17 protein-coding genes are annotated in these 15,156 nt (G+C 33.5%); 16 read left to right on the top strand and 1 reads right to left on the bottom strand.

The window, feature by feature from the left end; translation table 11 throughout:
- Nucleotides 1-114 precede the first annotated feature (114 nt).
- The 10 genes from Q1A73_RS11410 to Q1A73_RS11365 all read left to right on the top strand — a co-directional run bounded on the left by Q1A73_RS11410 (nucleotide 115) and on the right by Q1A73_RS11365 (nucleotide 7,632).
- The gene (locus tag Q1A73_RS11410; RefSeq protein ID WP_299605498.1) at nucleotides 115-591 is read left to right on the top strand and encodes a hypothetical protein; all 477 of its coding nucleotides are present in this window, start codon (nucleotides 115-117) and stop codon (nucleotides 589-591) included.
- Nucleotides 592-627: 36 nt separating this feature from the next.
- The gene (gene ruvC, locus Q1A73_RS11405) at nucleotides 628-1,185 is read left to right on the top strand and encodes a crossover junction endodeoxyribonuclease RuvC (protein WP_299605495.1); all 558 of its coding nucleotides are present in this window, start codon (nucleotides 628-630) and stop codon (nucleotides 1,183-1,185) included.
- Nucleotides 1,186-1,265: 80 nt separating this feature from the next.
- Nucleotides 1,266-2,153, top strand: a complete 888-nt coding sequence (locus Q1A73_RS11400; protein WP_299605493.1) for a hypothetical protein — start codon at nucleotides 1,266-1,268, stop codon at nucleotides 2,151-2,153.
- Nucleotides 2,154-2,158: 5 nt separating this feature from the next.
- Nucleotides 2,159-3,295 (top strand): radical SAM family heme chaperone HemW, encoded by a 1,137-nt coding sequence (gene hemW / locus Q1A73_RS11395; RefSeq protein WP_299605490.1) that lies wholly within the window; start codon nucleotides 2,159-2,161, stop codon nucleotides 3,293-3,295.
- A gap of 26 nt (nucleotides 3,296-3,321) precedes the next feature.
- Nucleotides 3,322-4,071 carry a cyclase family protein gene (locus tag Q1A73_RS11390; protein WP_299605488.1) on the top strand — a complete coding sequence of 250 codons (750 nt, stop codon included), beginning with the start codon at nucleotides 3,322-3,324 and terminating at the stop codon, nucleotides 4,069-4,071.
- Entirely contained in the window at nucleotides 4,071-4,427 is a 357-nt protein-coding gene (locus Q1A73_RS11385) for a DUF4260 domain-containing protein (RefSeq protein WP_299606352.1), read from the top strand. Before Q1A73_RS11390 ends, Q1A73_RS11385 begins: the two co-directional genes overlap by 1 nt.
- A gap of 1 nt (nucleotide 4,428) precedes the next feature.
- Nucleotides 4,429-5,043 carry a DUF4230 domain-containing protein gene (locus Q1A73_RS11380; RefSeq protein WP_299605486.1) on the top strand — a complete coding sequence of 205 codons (615 nt, stop codon included), beginning with the start codon at nucleotides 4,429-4,431 and terminating at the stop codon, nucleotides 5,041-5,043.
- A 6-nt stretch (nucleotides 5,044-5,049) separates the two neighbouring features.
- Nucleotides 5,050-5,451: a GNAT family N-acetyltransferase gene (locus Q1A73_RS11375; protein WP_299605484.1), complete on the top strand. Its 402-nt coding sequence runs from the start codon at nucleotides 5,050-5,052 to the stop codon at nucleotides 5,449-5,451.
- Complete coding sequence (locus Q1A73_RS11370; protein ID WP_299605483.1) at nucleotides 5,442-5,798, top strand: MmcQ/YjbR family DNA-binding protein; 357 nt, start codon at nucleotides 5,442-5,444, stop codon at nucleotides 5,796-5,798. Before Q1A73_RS11375 ends, Q1A73_RS11370 begins: the two co-directional genes overlap by 10 nt.
- Before the next feature lie 64 nt (nucleotides 5,799-5,862).
- The gene (locus tag Q1A73_RS11365) at nucleotides 5,863-7,632 is read left to right on the top strand and encodes a DNA mismatch repair protein MutS (RefSeq protein WP_299605481.1); all 1,770 of its coding nucleotides are present in this window, start codon (nucleotides 5,863-5,865) and stop codon (nucleotides 7,630-7,632) included.
- On the opposite strand, the gene Q1A73_RS11360 is transcribed toward Q1A73_RS11365, so the two are convergent.
- Entirely contained in the window at nucleotides 7,606-8,469 is an 864-nt protein-coding gene (locus Q1A73_RS11360) for a helix-turn-helix transcriptional regulator (RefSeq protein ID WP_299605480.1), read from the bottom strand. The two genes, Q1A73_RS11365 and Q1A73_RS11360, sit on opposite strands and share 27 nt — an antisense overlap.
- Nucleotides 8,470-8,605: 136 nt before the next feature.
- Between Q1A73_RS11360 and Q1A73_RS11355 the strand changes: the two genes are divergently transcribed.
- The 6 genes from Q1A73_RS11355 to Q1A73_RS11330 all read left to right on the top strand — a co-directional run bounded on the left by Q1A73_RS11355 (nucleotide 8,606) and on the right by Q1A73_RS11330 (nucleotide 15,140).
- A complete protein-coding gene (locus Q1A73_RS11355; RefSeq protein ID WP_299605479.1) occupies nucleotides 8,606-9,529 on the top strand; it encodes a dihydrodipicolinate synthase family protein in 924 nt (307 codons plus the stop codon).
- 57 nt (nucleotides 9,530-9,586) lie between these two features.
- Entirely contained in the window at nucleotides 9,587-11,170 is a 1,584-nt protein-coding gene (locus tag Q1A73_RS11350) for an aldehyde dehydrogenase (NADP(+)) (RefSeq protein WP_299605477.1), read from the top strand.
- Nucleotides 11,171-11,172: 2 nt separating this feature from the next.
- Complete coding sequence (locus tag Q1A73_RS11345; RefSeq protein ID WP_299605475.1) at nucleotides 11,173-12,183, top strand: 4-hydroxyproline epimerase; 1,011 nt, start codon at nucleotides 11,173-11,175, stop codon at nucleotides 12,181-12,183.
- A gap of 88 nt (nucleotides 12,184-12,271) precedes the next feature.
- Entirely contained in the window at nucleotides 12,272-12,634 is a 363-nt protein-coding gene (locus tag Q1A73_RS11340; RefSeq protein WP_299605472.1) for a four helix bundle protein, read from the top strand.
- A 49-nt stretch (nucleotides 12,635-12,683) separates the two neighbouring features.
- Nucleotides 12,684-13,928, top strand: a complete 1,245-nt coding sequence (locus Q1A73_RS11335) for an FAD-dependent oxidoreductase (protein ID WP_299605470.1) — start codon at nucleotides 12,684-12,686, stop codon at nucleotides 13,926-13,928.
- Nucleotides 13,929-13,964: 36 nt separating this feature from the next.
- Nucleotides 13,965-15,140: a T9SS type A sorting domain-containing protein gene (locus tag Q1A73_RS11330; protein ID WP_299605468.1), complete on the top strand. Its 1,176-nt coding sequence runs from the start codon at nucleotides 13,965-13,967 to the stop codon at nucleotides 15,138-15,140.
- Nucleotides 15,141-15,156 lie beyond the last annotated feature (16 nt).

Raw genomic sequence — 15,156 nt, 5'->3', positions numbered from 1 at the left:
TCTATTCATTTTCAGACGATAGAAACCCTTCAGCAAGGGTCTTTTAATAAAAAACTTTAATTTTAGGGGCTTTATATACACATCTTGTATTTTTACACCTCATAAAATTAACGAATGATTAAAAGGGTATATTACATATATGTTTTCATCTTCCTATCATTTTCCTGTGATAAATTATTGGTAAAAAAACAAAACCAAGAGGACGTTTTTAGAGAAAAATGGAGTGAAATTGATGAAAATCAAGTAGATAAACCTCCACTTTTTGAAACCTGTATTAATGAACCTGAAGAAATAGATGATTGTTTTCACCAAACTATTATCAATCATATAAAGTCCGAAATAGCTGACACTAAAATTTCGGTAACAACATCCATAAATGATACTATATGGATACCATTACTAGTGGATAAAAGAGGAAAAATCAATTTAGAGGAATTTACTATACCAGAATTAATAACTGAGCAGATTCCTAACTTTAAAGAAATTCTTATAAAAAGCATCAAAACGTTGCCAAAAGCAGACCCCGCTATTGTTCGAAGTACTCCTGTTACCTCTAGATACAAATTACCACTAGTTATTCATATGAATTAATAAGCTATTGCTTAGTTTTGTAGAAACGAGAATTTCTTGGAAAACGAAAAAATCATACTAGGTATTGATCCTGGAACTACCATTATGGGATTTGGATTGATAAAAATTATCAATAAAAAAATGTCCTTTTTACAATTAAATGAGCTACAGCTTGGTAAATATGATGACCATTATTTAAAGTTGAAACTTATTTTTGAAAGAACAGTAGAGCTTATTGATACATATCATCCCGACGAAATAGCCATCGAAGCTCCATTTTTTGGGAAAAATGTACAGTCTATGCTAAAACTAGGACGTGCACAAGGAGTCGCTATGGCAGCTGGATTAAGTAGAGAGGTACCTATAACCGAATACTCCCCAAAAAAAATAAAAATGGCAATTACTGGTAATGGTAATGCCAGTAAAGAACAAGTAGCTAAAATGCTTCAAAACCTTCTAAAAATCAAAACACTGCCTAAAAATTTAGACTCTACCGATGGATTGGCAGCTGCTGTTTGTCATTTTTATAATATGGGAAGAGCAGATATCGTAGGGAAAAGTTATAGTGGTTGGGCTGCTTTTGTGAAACAGAACGAAAAGCGAGTTAAAAAGTAATTTTCCCCTTTTTCATTACAAAATATCCTGCACTACTATATATATTTGTAAATCAAAATTTTAAAAACCTAAATCTAATTATGAAAAGAATTTTACATGTAACATTGATAATAGTCTTATTATCTTTTATGAGTTGTGGATCTGATGATTCCGACGCTACTTTATCTTTAACAGAATCATTTAATTTAACTGTAGATTCAGAAACTATACCTATAACGACTTGGCAAGCTTTAAGAACTTTCGACAATATCGAAATCTTAGGAGATGCAGATGACGGAAAAAGTTTTTACATGCGAATTAATGAAAATGGAGTTCTAGATAGAGTAGATTATGATGACTTCGATAATGGTTTAGATTTTTCTTCTTCCTATTACAATCCTTCAGAGACATTTATCGTTCAGAACATATCTATAGATGAAAATAATAAAATTATAAATATCTCTTTTGAAGGCACTCTATACGAAAATGATTTAGATGTGTTTTCTCCTTCTTCTACTGTCGAGATTACTCAATCATCAATTAATATTAAGTTTGTTGAAAACCCAACGGCCATATCGCCAGATCAAGATACATTCATCGATGCAAAAATTAATGGAGAACTATTTCAAAGTATGAAACATGCTACATCTACTGGTATCGATAGTAACTTAATCTCATATAGCGGTGATAGTGATGGTATAGCATCTATAAATATTAATTTTGACAAAGTAACTACAACAGCAGGAACATATAATTTCACTTCTAATGATCAAGCTACAAGTGTAAGTTATAGTACATTTGATCCTTTTACAGAAGAGTTTGGAGAGTTTATCGATTATGAAACATCTGGAACATTAATTATTGAAGTGTACACTCCAAGCACACCAACTTCTTTGGGGCTTCTTAAGGGTTCATTTGAATGTACCGCAACAGCTAATGGTCAAACCGTAAATATTACAGAAGGAAGGTTTAATTTTACATTTTTCTAAAACAATTGTCTGGTATATACATCCATATTCCTTTTTGCAAACAAGCTTGCCATTATTGCGATTTCCATTTCTCAACTTCTACTAAAAAGAAGGACCAAATGGTATTTGCTTTGTGCAACGAGATTAAACTAAGAAGATCAGAAATTGACGATCACCAAGTTATTGAAACGATATATTTTGGAGGAGGAACACCAAGTATTCTTACTGTTCCTGCTTTGAAATTTATCATAGATACTATCTACGAAAATTATCTAGTATCAGATAATGTAGAAATAACCGTAGAAGCAAATCCAGATGATCTTACAGAATCATACATAAAATCCCTTGCGAGCACAGAAGTAAATCGACTAAGTATCGGTATCCAATCTTTTTTTGATGAGGATTTAAAACTTATGAATCGAGCGCACAATGCTAATGAAGCTAGTAAGTGTATATCCCTAACTAAGGAATATTTTGATAACTTTTCTATTGATTTAATTTATGGAATACCAGGAATGTCAGCGGATAGATGGAAAGAAAACCTGAAAATAGCGTTAGACACCGAAGCACCACATATTTCTAGTTATGCGCTAACAGTAGAACCTAAGACAGCCTTGGCATCATTCGTAGAAAAAGGCATTATTGCTCCCGTAGAAGATGAACTTGCTCAAGAGCACTTTGACATCTTAGTAGATACTATGGAGCAAGCAGGATTTGAATATTATGAATTTTCTAATTTTGGAAAACCAGGATATTTTAGTAAAAACAACACCGCATATTGGCAAGGAAAGCACTACCTAGGCATCGGTCCATCAGCGCATTCGTATAATGGTAATGAACGAAGTTGGAATATTAATAACAACACAAAATACATCAAAGCACTGCAAGAAAATGAGCTTCCTAGAGAAGTAGAAAAGCTAACCACTACCGACAAGTACAATGAATACGTAATGACAGGATTACGTACAATTTGGGGTGTTTCTCTTGAAAAAGTGGAAAATACTTTTGGAATTACCTTTAAAGAATACTTACTAAAACAAGCTAAAAAACATCTAGAAGAACATTTATTGTTTTTGGATAATGACACGCTATCAGTTACTAAAAAAGGAAAGTTTTTAAGCGATGGGATTGCAAGTGATCTTTTCTTATTAAATTTAGGCTAACTCAGAAGATAGAGGAACACATTTTCATGATTACAACCATACAATACCAGAAGACTTCTTATCAAATTGATTTATCTAAACCATTGGATATCTCCATCTCATTGAGAGCTACGGAAGATAACGTAAATGCCTGGTACATCCCTGCTCCAAAAATAGAACCCGTAAAAGATGGTGATTGGGTTGGAAAAGTTTCTGAAGGAGCTTCAACTAACTTTAATAATATCTACTTTAATCCTCATGGACATGGAACACATACAGAATGTGTTGGACATATCACTCCAGAATTTCATAGCATCAATCAAACTTTAACACAATTCTTTTTTACGGCTGCACTAATTACGATTGACCCCGAAATTAAAGACGATGATTTTGTAATAACAAAAGAACAAATCAAAAAAGCATTGCGTTCAAAACCAGAAGCACTCATTATACGAACAACCCCTAATCATCCAGATAAATGCAACAAACAGTATTCTCACACTAATTGGGCGTATTTATTAGAAGAAGCAGCACAATTTATAAGAGAACAAGGAATAAAACATCTTTTGATTGATTTACCATCCGTAGATAAAGAAAAGGATGATGGAAAATTATTGGCGCACAAAGCTTTTTGGAATTATCCTCAAGATACCCGATTGGATGCAACTATTACAGAAATGGTTTTTGTAAAAGATAAAATAAAAGACGGACCATACATGCTTAACCTTCAGATAGCATCTTTTGAAAATGATGCTTCTCCTAGTAAACCTGTTTTATATAAAATAATACAATCATGATGAAAACCACTTTGCAATTAGAAGAGTTGGCTATGCTTGTTTTAGGCATATACCTTTTTAGTTTACTCTCATTTTCTTGGTGGTTATTTTTGGCTTTATTTTTGGTACCTGATATCGGAATGTTAGGGTATATTATCAATACTAAAATAGGAACTTTTTCATACAATATATTTCATCATAAAGGCATAGCTATTGTAATCTATCTGATTGGCGTATATCTGTCCAATGAATACTTATTGTTATGCGGAATTATCTTATTCTCGCATTCCGCCTTTGACAGGATTCTAGGATACGGCCTTAAATATGAAAAAGGGTTTAAATTTACCCATCTAGGTGAGATTGGGAAAAAGAATTAATATGGAATTATTATTTATTGGATTATTAATAGGTGCTATTTTGGCGTATTTTATTTTTGCCAGATTTAGTGCTGTTAAAAAAAGAGCTACTGTACAAACACAATCCACCATTCTTATGGAAAAGATAAGAAGTGTTTGCAAGCTTGTTACTGTAGAAGGTGATTTTGCAGAAATATATCACTACGAAAGTGTAAAAGAGAAATTCTTTAATATCATAAGAGGCAAGAAAAAGGCATTAATCCTAATTGATGCAAAAGCACATGTAGGCTTTGACCTTTCCAAAATAAAACTAGAAAGCGATACCAAAAACAAAAAAATTATTTTAACCCAATTTCCACAAGCCAAATTGCTTACTATTGAAACGGATTTTAAATATTATGATAAGAAAGAAGGTTGGTTAAATCCTATGACTTCTAATGATCTTACCGATATTAACCAGGAAGCAAAACAATTTATTATAGATAAAATTCCTCAAAGTGGGTTGATAGAAGCTGCTGGAAAAGAATTATTAACCGTAATATCTCTTATGGAAACCGTTGCGGAGTCTATAGGTTGGAAATTAGATTATTCTGCTTTAGAACTCAATAATGAATTGGATCAAAAGCTTCTTAACTAGAAAATAATGGATATTACAATCTCTACGGATAACTCAAAACTAAATATTGATTTTATCCATCAATTTTTAACGAATGCATATTGGTCAAAAGGAAGAACCAAAGAAGAAGTTCAAACCAGTATAGAACATTGTCTTAATTTTGGCGTTTATCTAAATGGAGAGCAGATTGGTTTCGCTCGGTTGTTAACGGATTATACAGTTTTTGCATACCTTATGGATGTATTTATTATTGAAAAGCATAGAGGTAATGGATATTCCAAGCAATTAATTAAGATGATCGTAGAACATTCTGAACTCCAAAAAGTACATCGGTGGATGCTTGCTACTAAAGATGCGCACGGATTATATAAACAATTTGGATTTGAAGAATTACCAGATCCTAATTTGATGATGACAAAATGGACATAGAAGCTTTTAGAGCATATTGCTTATCAAAAAAAGGTGTTACAGAAGAATTTCCTTTTGATGAAACTACACTGGTTTTTAAGGTAATGGGAAAGATGTTTGCCTTAACGGGATTGGAAAGACTTCCCTTTAGCGTAAACCTAAAATGCGATCCCGACAAATCTTTAGAACTCCGAGAATATCATCCAGAAATCGAACCTGGATACCATATGAGTAAAAAACATTGGAATACTGTTAACTTTTCGGGCAGTTTAGCTACTCATATGTTATGCGAATTAATTGATCACTCTTATGACTTAGTTGTTAATGGACTGACCAAAAAAGCAAAACAAGAATTAGAAAACCTTTAAAACAAAGAAAGAAAATCCATATTATAGTCTTTTCGGCTTACAACATTTTCTTTTTACACATACAATGAACAAACCGCACGAATTTTATGACTCGCAAATAAAAAGTCATAACAACTCTTTAAGTAAGATAAAAAAACAATTAACCATTTCTAGCACCATTAGGCTTCTTGTTTTTATTGGAATTATAGCCGGAATCTACTTTGGATATCCTAATACGCAGATCATTCTGGGAAGTATTATTGTAGGTATTGTGATTTTTATTGTTATGGTCAATCGTCATACTAACCTATCCTATACCAAAAATAAACTCCAAAAATTAATCGATCTGAATCAACTAGAGTTAGACGTTTTTAATAACGACTATAGCAAACTCCCTACAGGAAAAGAATTTATCGATGCTACTCATGAGTATAGTCATGACATTGATCTATTCGGAGAACGGTCTTTCTTTCAATTCACCAATAGAACTGCTACCATAGCTGGTAAAAAAATGCTTACTGAGTTACTAAAAAGTAATAACATAAAAGAAATAAAAGACAAGCAAGATGCTATTAAAAATCTCTCCAAATTAGCTTCCTGGCGACAAGAGTTTACAGCTATTGCCTCTTTGGTAGAAGTCTCTATATCCATATCCAAAATTCAGTCTTGGCTACAAAAGTATACACCCTTTGTTCCAAAAATAATGAAAGTACTTCCTGCTATTGTTTCTACAATCTCTGTTACATTACTGGTGTTACTTTTTATAGAGATTATTACATTTCAAATGTTTCTCATTTGGTTTTTTATTGGCTTGGGAATCACAGGATCTCAGCTAAAAAAAATAAACAATTTGTATAACGATGCTAACAAGGCAAAAGATACCTTCGAACAGTATTACAAACTAGTTGATCTTATTGAAAAAAGTGAATTCGAATCGGAATTATTGCAGATAAAACAGCAAAATGTTATCAATAAAAAAGAAAGAGCTTCATTAATCTTAAAACAGTTTGCCAGTATACTAAATGCCTTTGATCAACGAAATAATATGATGTTCGGAATTTTTGCAAATGGTCTTTTTCTTTGGGATATCATACAATGCTATCGAATTGAAAAATGGATAGGTGCTCATCATCATAAAGTAGACCAATGGTTTGAAGTGATCGCATTTTTTGATGCTTATAACTCATTAGGAAATTTTGCTTTTAATAATCCTAATTATGTATATCCAGAATTGATAAAAGAAGGAAACATCATCGAAGCTAAAGCATTAGGGCATCCAATGCTAAAAACCTCCAAACGAGTTGATAATGACATCACTATTAATAAAGAAGAGTTTTTCATTATCACTGGTGCTAATATGGCTGGTAAAAGTACTTTTTTAAGAACTGTAGCACTACAGATTGTGATGTCTAACATAGGTCTTCCCATATGCGCAAAATCTTGTACCTATAGACCAATTAAATTGATCACAAGTATGCGAACTTCTGATTCGTTAAGTGATGATGCTTCTTATTTCTTTTCAGAATTAACGCAACTTAAAAGAATTGTAGATGCCTTACACAAAGACGAGTATTTTATCATTTTAGACGAAATCCTAAAAGGTACTAACAGTAAAGATAAAGCTGCGGGATCCAGAAAATTTGTAGAACGATTGGTAAAAGCAAATGCCACGGGTATTATCGCTACTCATGATTTAAGTTTATGTGAGATAGCTTCCGAATTGAACTCTGTTAAAAACAGGTTTTTCGATGCCCAAATTATTAATGATGAGTTATTTTTCGACTATAAATTCAAAGATGGGATTTGTCAAAATATGAATGCTTCCTTTCTATTGAACAAAATGGGGATCGTTTAGTCTTCTTTTGTAGGCAGAAGGAGTAATACCTTTAATTTCTTTAAACTTTCTATTAAAATTGGATAAGTTTTTAAAGCCACTGCTATAAGAGGCTTGGGATATCGTAATCTCTTTTTCTTTGGATAATAATTTACAAACATTTTCAATTCTAACTTCTATCAAGAATTGAAAGAACGTTTTGTTCGTTCTGGTTTTAAAATATCTACAAAATGCATTGGGAGTCATATTAGCAAGATCCGCTGCTTCTTTCAAGGAAAAGTCTTTACTAAACTCATCCATCACAGCTTTAAAAACTTTTGCCATCCGTTTTCCTTCATTATCAGTATACACCCTTTTAGAAATAAATGAGGATATCGTTTGAGTATGAGCTGTTTTTAATAACTGTAATATCTTTAAAAACACTACGAAACGATCAAAACGATTCTCTTTTTCTAAAATTCTCAGAAACTGTTTTTTAAGCTTCTGCTTTTTAGAAAGTACTCTAATTCCGTATGCCGAACTTCTAAAAAAATCCGAAAGATCTTCAAACTCTGGGAGTTCAAAAAAAGATTTACCAAAAGATTCTCTAGTAAAAAAAAGCGAAATCATATACGATTCTTCATCCGAAGAAGCGCTTTTTAGCACATGTGGTACATTACTACCAAAAACCAAAATATCATTTGGCTTATAATCTGTAATAGCATCTCCTACAATTAAGCTACCTTCCCCTGATATGATAATAGATATTTGTATCTCTTCATGCTGATGCAGCTTATCATATAGCACAATTCCCCTATCTTCCTGAATAAGCAACGTATCTGTAGAAGATTTAGGTATTTTAAAAGGTAGGGCTTTCATTTACAAACAAATATATTCTAATATTAATCATATTCATGTAAATTTCAATAATATAAGATAATATAGTATTAGTTTTAGATAATTTCACCATATCCTAAGCTGTAATTTGACAATATCTTTGAATAAAAAAACAACAATGAATATAAAATGGGAAGGTGTGATGCCTGCAGTAACTACAAAATTTACAGATCAGGACACTTTAGACTTACAGATGTTTACAACAAATATCGAAGCTCAGTTAGAAGCTGGCGTTCATGGTATTATATTGGGTGGCACTTTAGGAGAAGCCAGTACACTTACTGACGCGGAAAAAAGCACTTTGGTAAAAACTACTGTAGACATCGTTGATAATAAAGTTCCAGTGATTATCAATATCGCTGAGCAAAGTACAAAAGGTGCTATAAACGCTGCTAAGAAAGCTCAGGAAGATGGCGCGAATGGACTAATGATGTTACCTCCAATGCGATACAAAGCAGGAGATCGAGAAACGGTAGTATACTTCAAAAAAGTAGCTAAAAATACTGACTTACCCATTATGATTTATAACAATCCTGTAGATTACAAAATCGAGGTTACACTGGACATGTTTGAGGAACTTCTGGAAATGGAGAACATTCAGGCAGTAAAAGAATCAACAAGAGATATTTCTAATATTACTCGCATCAAAAATAGGTTTAATGATCGACTAAAGATTCTATGCGGTGTAGACACACTTGCCTTAGAAAGTTTACTTATGGGTGCTCAAGGTTGGGTGGCTGGATTGGTATGTGCATTTCCTAAAGAAACCGTTGCTATTTATGAACTACAAAAAGCAGGCAGAATTAAGGAAGCCCTAGAAATTTATCGTTGGTTTTTACCATTGTTAGAATTAGATATAAATCCTAAATTAGTACAGAATATCAAACTAGCAGAAGTTGCTACAGGTATTGGAACCGAAAATGTTCGTGCTCCTAGACTTCCGTTAATAGGAGACGAACGAAAAATGGTTTTGCAGATTATAGAAAATGGAATCAAAACAAGACCTGTTTTACCAGATTATAAATTATTAGCAAGTAGCTAATTTTTAAAGCTACTCCAAAAGGACAATAAAATTTTTACACTCATTAATGTATCATTTATGATAACGGGCAAAAACTACATAGGAAATCAACTTTCATCTGAAGGATCAAAAACATATAAGACCATTAACCCCAAGTTAAATATTGAGAACACCCCTCTTTTTCATGAAGCTTCATCAGAAGAAATAGAAAAGGCGGTTTCTTTAGCTTCAAACGCCTTTGAAATCTTTAAAAAGATTTCAGGAGCAAAAAAAGCTGAATTTCTGAATGCTATTGCTGATGAAATTTTGGCATTAGACCAAGCTCTTATCGAGACGTATATGTCTGAAACAGGCCTGCCGGAAGGAAGAGCAAAAGGGGAACGTGGAAGAACTATTGGACAATTACGAATGTTTGCCGAATTGGTATTAAATGGATCTTGGGTAGAGGCTACTATTGATACAGCGGATCCAGATAGAAATCCAATACCAAAACAAGACATTCGAAAAATGCTGGTTCCATTAGGACCCGTTGTAGTTTTTGGTGCCAGTAACTTTCCTTTGGCTTATTCTACAGCTGGTGGAGATACAGCCGCTGCATTTGCAGCAGGATGTCCGGTTATTGTAAAATCACATCCTATGCATGCAGGAACTGGGGAATTGGTTGCTAGTGCAATTACAAAAGCAGTTGAAAAAACGGGAATGCCAAATGGAGTTTTTTCAAACCTTAATAGTTCGGGAATTGAAGTCGGCACGCAATTGGTACAACATCCAAAAGTTAAAGCCGTTGGTTTTACAGGAAGTATTAAAGGAGGAAGAGCGCTGTTTGATTTAGCATCACAGAGACCAGAGCCTATTCCCGTTTTTGCAGAAATGGGAAGTATTAATCCTGTCATTTTACTACCAAAAGCTACAGAATCTAGAGGTAAAGAACTTGCCAAAACCTATGCACAATCAATAACTCTAGGAACAGGACAATTTTGTACAAATCCGGGATTAATAATAGGTGTTAAAGGATCTTCATTAGATAAATTCATCGAATCCTTATCCGATGAAATCTTAACAATAGATCCTTCTTGTATGCTACATCCTAACATCGTAGACAATTACGAAAGAAATAAAAACCGCGCATTAGAACAGAATGGATTAATAACTACGGCAGATTATCATGATGACGTCGCAGTTAATCATGCAAGGCAAACCATAACTACAGTAGAAGGTAAAACCTTTTTAGAAAACACTACATTACATCAAGAGGTTTTTGGACCATTTTCTATGGTAGTACAATGTGAAGATATAGAAGAATTAACTGCAGTAATCTCTAATTTAGAAGGGCAATTAACAGGAACTATTTTAGCAGAAAATGATGAATTAAACTCATATCCCTTTATCGTCGATGCCTTGCAAGACAGAGTAGGTAGAATTATTTTTAACGGAGTGCCAACAGGCGTGGAGGTTTGCCCTTCTATGCTTCATGGTGGACCTTACCCTGCTTCTACCGACAGTAGATTTACCGCAGTAGGAATTCACTCTATAAAAAGATGGGTTCGACCATTTAGTTATCAAAGTTGGCCCAATCATCTTTTACCAGATGAATTAAAAAATGAAAACCCTTTAGGTTTGTCTCGTCTGGTAAATGGCTCGTCAACTAGTGATCCCATCTAATCATGTCTAGAACTGTTTTTAAATGTATCGACGCACATACCTGCGGAAATCCAGTAAGAGTAGTCACCACAGGACATCCTGATCTACAAGGGAATTCGATGAGTGAAAAAAGACAGCATTTCCTTCAAGAATATGATTGGATCAGAAAAGGATTGATGTTCGAGCCTCGTGGTCATGATATGATGAGTGGTAGTTTTTTATTCGAACCTCAAAATCCTGAAAATGATTTTGCCATCTTATTTATCGAAACCTCTGGCTGTTTGCCAATGTGCGGTCATGGAACTATTGGTACTATTACTATTGCTATTGAAGAAGGACTTGTACAACCAAAAAATCCAGGAATCATAAAAATGGAAGCGCCAGCAGGTTTGGTAGAAATCAGTTATCAACAAACCTCAAATAAGGTGGATTGGGTAAAGTTGAAAAATGTAAAATCATATCTAGCTAATGAAGGCCTCACGATCAAATGTCCAGAGCTAGGAGAAATTACTTTTGATGTCGCCTATGGGGGTAATTATTATGCGATCATTGATCCGCAAAAGAATTTTAGTGGTATACAAGATTTTACTGCCTCTAAATTGATCCAGTTTTCGCAAATACTAAGAGAAAGTATTAATAAGAAATATCCTAATCAATTTATACATCCAGAAAATCCAACGATTCGAGATGTAAGTCATGTGTTATGGACAGGAACTCCTTTAGATGTTAAATCTTCGGGTAGAAATGCTGTTTTTTATGGTGATAAAGCAATCGATCGCTCCCCTTGCGGAACAGGAACCTCAGCAAAAATGGCTCAATTATACGCAAAGGGAAAACTAAAAAAAGGAGAAGAATTTATTCATGAAAGTTATATAGGTTCTAAATTTATTGGAAGAATTGAAGAAGAAACAACATTAAATGGTAAAAAGGCCATTATTCCAAGCATACAAGGATGGGCGAAAATATACGGATATAATACCATTATTATTGACGAGGAAGATGATCCATATGCGCATGGGTTTCAGGTAATTTGATAAGATGTATTAATAAATCAATGAAAAAATGATATAATAAAGTAATTTATGATTTTAGAAAATAATCAAAAAGAGGTTAAACTAACATATGGAAAAGGTAGAATTCATTGAAAAATTTAAGGATCGAACTAAAAAATTATCTGTAGACATAATTCTGATGTATAATAATTTGAATAAATCAGAAGCCACTAAGGTTATTGGTTATCAAATTATAAAAAGTGCAACCTCGACAGCAGCGAACTATCGAGCTTCGTGTATTGCTAGATCCAAAAAAGAATTTTATTCTAAAATTTCAATTACAACTGAAGAGGCAGATGAAACCGTATTTTGGTTAGAAGTTTTAAAAGATTCGGGATTAGCATCTGAAAAATTAATTAATCCACTCTTAAACGAAGCAGAAGAAATTCTAAAAGTAGTATCAAAAGCTAGAAAAAACACCACATTTAATTAAATTATTTATACCATTAATTAGATCATTGTTTCACTAAACCATTCATACATTGAAAAATTGTATTATTATCGGAGGAGGTATTATCGGATTATCATCCGCATATTACTTACAGAAAGCTGGACATAAGGTTACTATTATTGACCAATCCTCTATGGACTTTGGAGCTTCTTATGTGAATGCAGGATACCTAAGCCCAAGCCATATTATTCCGTTAGCAGCTCCTGGAGTGATGAAAAAAGGATTAAAATGGATGTTTAATCCTGGAAGTCCATTATTTATTAAGCCACGTCTAAAATCAGATTTTTTGCAATGGGCATGGGCATTTAACACTTCTTGTTCTGTCAAAAATGTAACTAGAAGTATACAGCCTATTAAAGATATTACCCTACTAGGTCAGCAATTATATTCGGAAATAAAAAAAGAAGAAAATTTCAAGTTCCAACTAGAAAAAAAGGGACTTTTAATGATTTGTCAAACTCACAAAATGCTAGACGAGGAATTAAAGGTCGTGGATTTAGCAAAAAAAGAAGGACTTGCAGCAAGAGAATTATCCTTAAAAGAATTACAGCAAATAGAACCAAATGTGCAAATTGACGCTAAAGGTGCTGTTTTATTTGAGTGTGATGCCCATACTACTCCAACTACTTTTATGGAAGAAATGAAAGCGTACCTGAGTAAAGCTGGTGTTACTATTCTTAAAAACGAAAAAATACTAAGTGTACAAAATGAGGGAGACAAAATAATTTCAGTAACGAGTGATTCCAGCACCTATAAAGCAGATGAATTTGTAGTAGCCGCAGGATCCTGGTCAAAATTACTTTGTAAAAAACTAGGCATCAAACTTCTTTTAGAAGCAGGCAAAGGATATCGAATTAACTGTACTAGAGACCTTGGTATTACTATGCCTGCTATATTAGCCGAAGCAAAAGTAGCAGTAACTCCAATGGATGGTTTTACCCGATTTGCTGGAACTATGGAAATAGCCGGAATTAATCATCATATTAATACAGTTAGAGTAGATGCTATTGCCAAAGCAGCTAACAACTATTATCCAGACATCACTATATCCAACTCCGAAAAGAATGATGCTGCTTGTGGCTTAAGACCCGTAACACCAGATGGAATGCCTTATATTGGAAAATCTGGAAAATGCAAAAACCTAACAATAGCTACAGGACACGCAATGCTTGGTTGGAGTATGGGAACATCTACGGGAAAACTCGTTTCAGAAATTGTTTCGGATAAAAAAACATCATTAGAGATAGAAGTGTACCATCCAGATCGAAGGTTTTAAGTATCTTTAGGATCACTTTACACAAACTCAAATCTCATGACTGCATCTAATTACGACCTACTTTCGCTTATCCAAAAAACAACTTTAATTGTTTTAATATATAACTTCTTTTCATTTTCATTAAATGCTCAGCAAACATTAACCAATACGCTAATGCATGATGGAATACAAAGAGAATATATTTTATATATCCCTGCCAGTTATTCTGGTAATGTAGAGGTTCCATTGGTTTTTAATTTTCACGGATATGGTTCAAATCATACCCAACAAATGAACTATGGGGATTTTAGATCTATTGCAAATAGGGAAGGTTTTTTAATAGTACATCCGTTAGGAACCGTTGATAATAATGGAAATACTCATTTTAATGTAGGCTGGGGAACTAGTACCGTTGACGATGTAGGATTTACTGCAGCGCTAATCGATGAAATATCATCAAACTATAGTGTTAATCAAAAACGCATTTACAGTACTGGTATGTCTAACGGCGGATTTATGAGCTATAGATTAGCTTGCGAACTCAGTGAAAAAATTGCTGCTGTTGCTTCTGTTACAGGAACCATGACTGTGGGCCAACAGAATAATTGTACAACTTCACACCCAGTACCTATCATGGAAATACACGGAACGAATGACTCAACAGTTCCCTACAACGGAAATGGTGGTTTTGAATCTGTTGAAAACGTGCTTAATTTTTGGGTAAATGCTGTAAATACGGATTCTACACCTACAATCACAAATATTGACGATATTAATCCCAACGATAACTCTACGGTAGAATATTATGTATATCCCAATGGTGATAACGGAGTCCAAATAGAACACTTCAAAATAATCAATGGAGGTCATACATGGCCTGGAAGTGCTTTTGAAATTGGTCCTGTTACCAATAAAGATATAGACGCGTCTGAGGAAATTTGGAAGTTCTTTTCTAAATACGATATTGACGGTGCGGAGCAACTCTCCGTAGACGAATTTAATGAAGGTGACTTAACTGTGAACATTTATCCAAATCCAACCAGTAATTATCTTACCATAAACACAATTTTTTCTGAACCTGTACCGTACAGGTTGTATTCTGTATCAGGAAATGTAGTATCTACTGGAGAAATAGACACTGTTGATCAAAAAATCAATATAACTAGCTTATCCTCTGGTATCTATTTTTTAACTATTAAAAATAGTTCCTATAAAATATTGAAAACGGAGTAATTAGGTATATTTTTTA

It is taken from the genome of uncultured Aquimarina sp. (assembly GCF_947492115.1).
Lineage (GTDB): Bacteria > Bacteroidota > Bacteroidia > Flavobacteriales > Flavobacteriaceae > Aquimarina.
Note: the sequence above shows the minus strand (reverse complement) of the source record. Positions and strands in the feature narration are given on the sequence as shown.

Excerpts from the sequence above, each read along its gene's own strand:
- Q1A73_RS11410 (WP_299605498.1), top strand. The coding sequence starts at position 115 with ATGATTAAAAGGGTATATTACATATATGTTTTCATCTTCCTATCATTT.
- Q1A73_RS11400 (WP_299605493.1), top strand. The coding sequence starts at position 1,266 with ATGAAAAGAATTTTACATGTAACATTGATAATAGTCTTATTATCTTTT.
- Q1A73_RS11390 (WP_299605488.1), top strand. The coding sequence starts at position 3,322 with ATGATTACAACCATACAATACCAGAAGACTTCTTATCAAATTGATTTA.
- Q1A73_RS11385 (WP_299606352.1), top strand. The coding sequence starts at position 4,071 with ATGAAAACCACTTTGCAATTAGAAGAGTTGGCTATGCTTGTTTTAGGC.
- Q1A73_RS11380 (WP_299605486.1), top strand. The coding sequence starts at position 4,429 with ATGGAATTATTATTTATTGGATTATTAATAGGTGCTATTTTGGCGTAT.
- Q1A73_RS11375 (WP_299605484.1), top strand. The coding sequence starts at position 5,050 with ATGGATATTACAATCTCTACGGATAACTCAAAACTAAATATTGATTTT.
- Q1A73_RS11370 (WP_299605483.1), top strand. The coding sequence starts at position 5,442 with ATGGACATAGAAGCTTTTAGAGCATATTGCTTATCAAAAAAAGGTGTT.
- Q1A73_RS11365 (WP_299605481.1), top strand. The coding sequence starts at position 5,863 with ATGAACAAACCGCACGAATTTTATGACTCGCAAATAAAAAGTCATAAC.
- Q1A73_RS11360 (WP_299605480.1), bottom strand. The coding sequence starts at position 8,469 with ATGAAAGCCCTACCTTTTAAAATACCTAAATCTTCTACAGATACGTTG.
- Q1A73_RS11355 (WP_299605479.1), top strand. The coding sequence starts at position 8,606 with ATGAATATAAAATGGGAAGGTGTGATGCCTGCAGTAACTACAAAATTT.
- Q1A73_RS11350 (WP_299605477.1), top strand. The coding sequence starts at position 9,587 with ATGATAACGGGCAAAAACTACATAGGAAATCAACTTTCATCTGAAGGA.
- Q1A73_RS11345 (WP_299605475.1), top strand. The coding sequence starts at position 11,173 with ATGTCTAGAACTGTTTTTAAATGTATCGACGCACATACCTGCGGAAAT.
- Q1A73_RS11340 (WP_299605472.1), top strand. The coding sequence starts at position 12,272 with ATGGAAAAGGTAGAATTCATTGAAAAATTTAAGGATCGAACTAAAAAA.
- Q1A73_RS11330 (WP_299605468.1), top strand. The coding sequence starts at position 13,965 with ATGACTGCATCTAATTACGACCTACTTTCGCTTATCCAAAAAACAACT.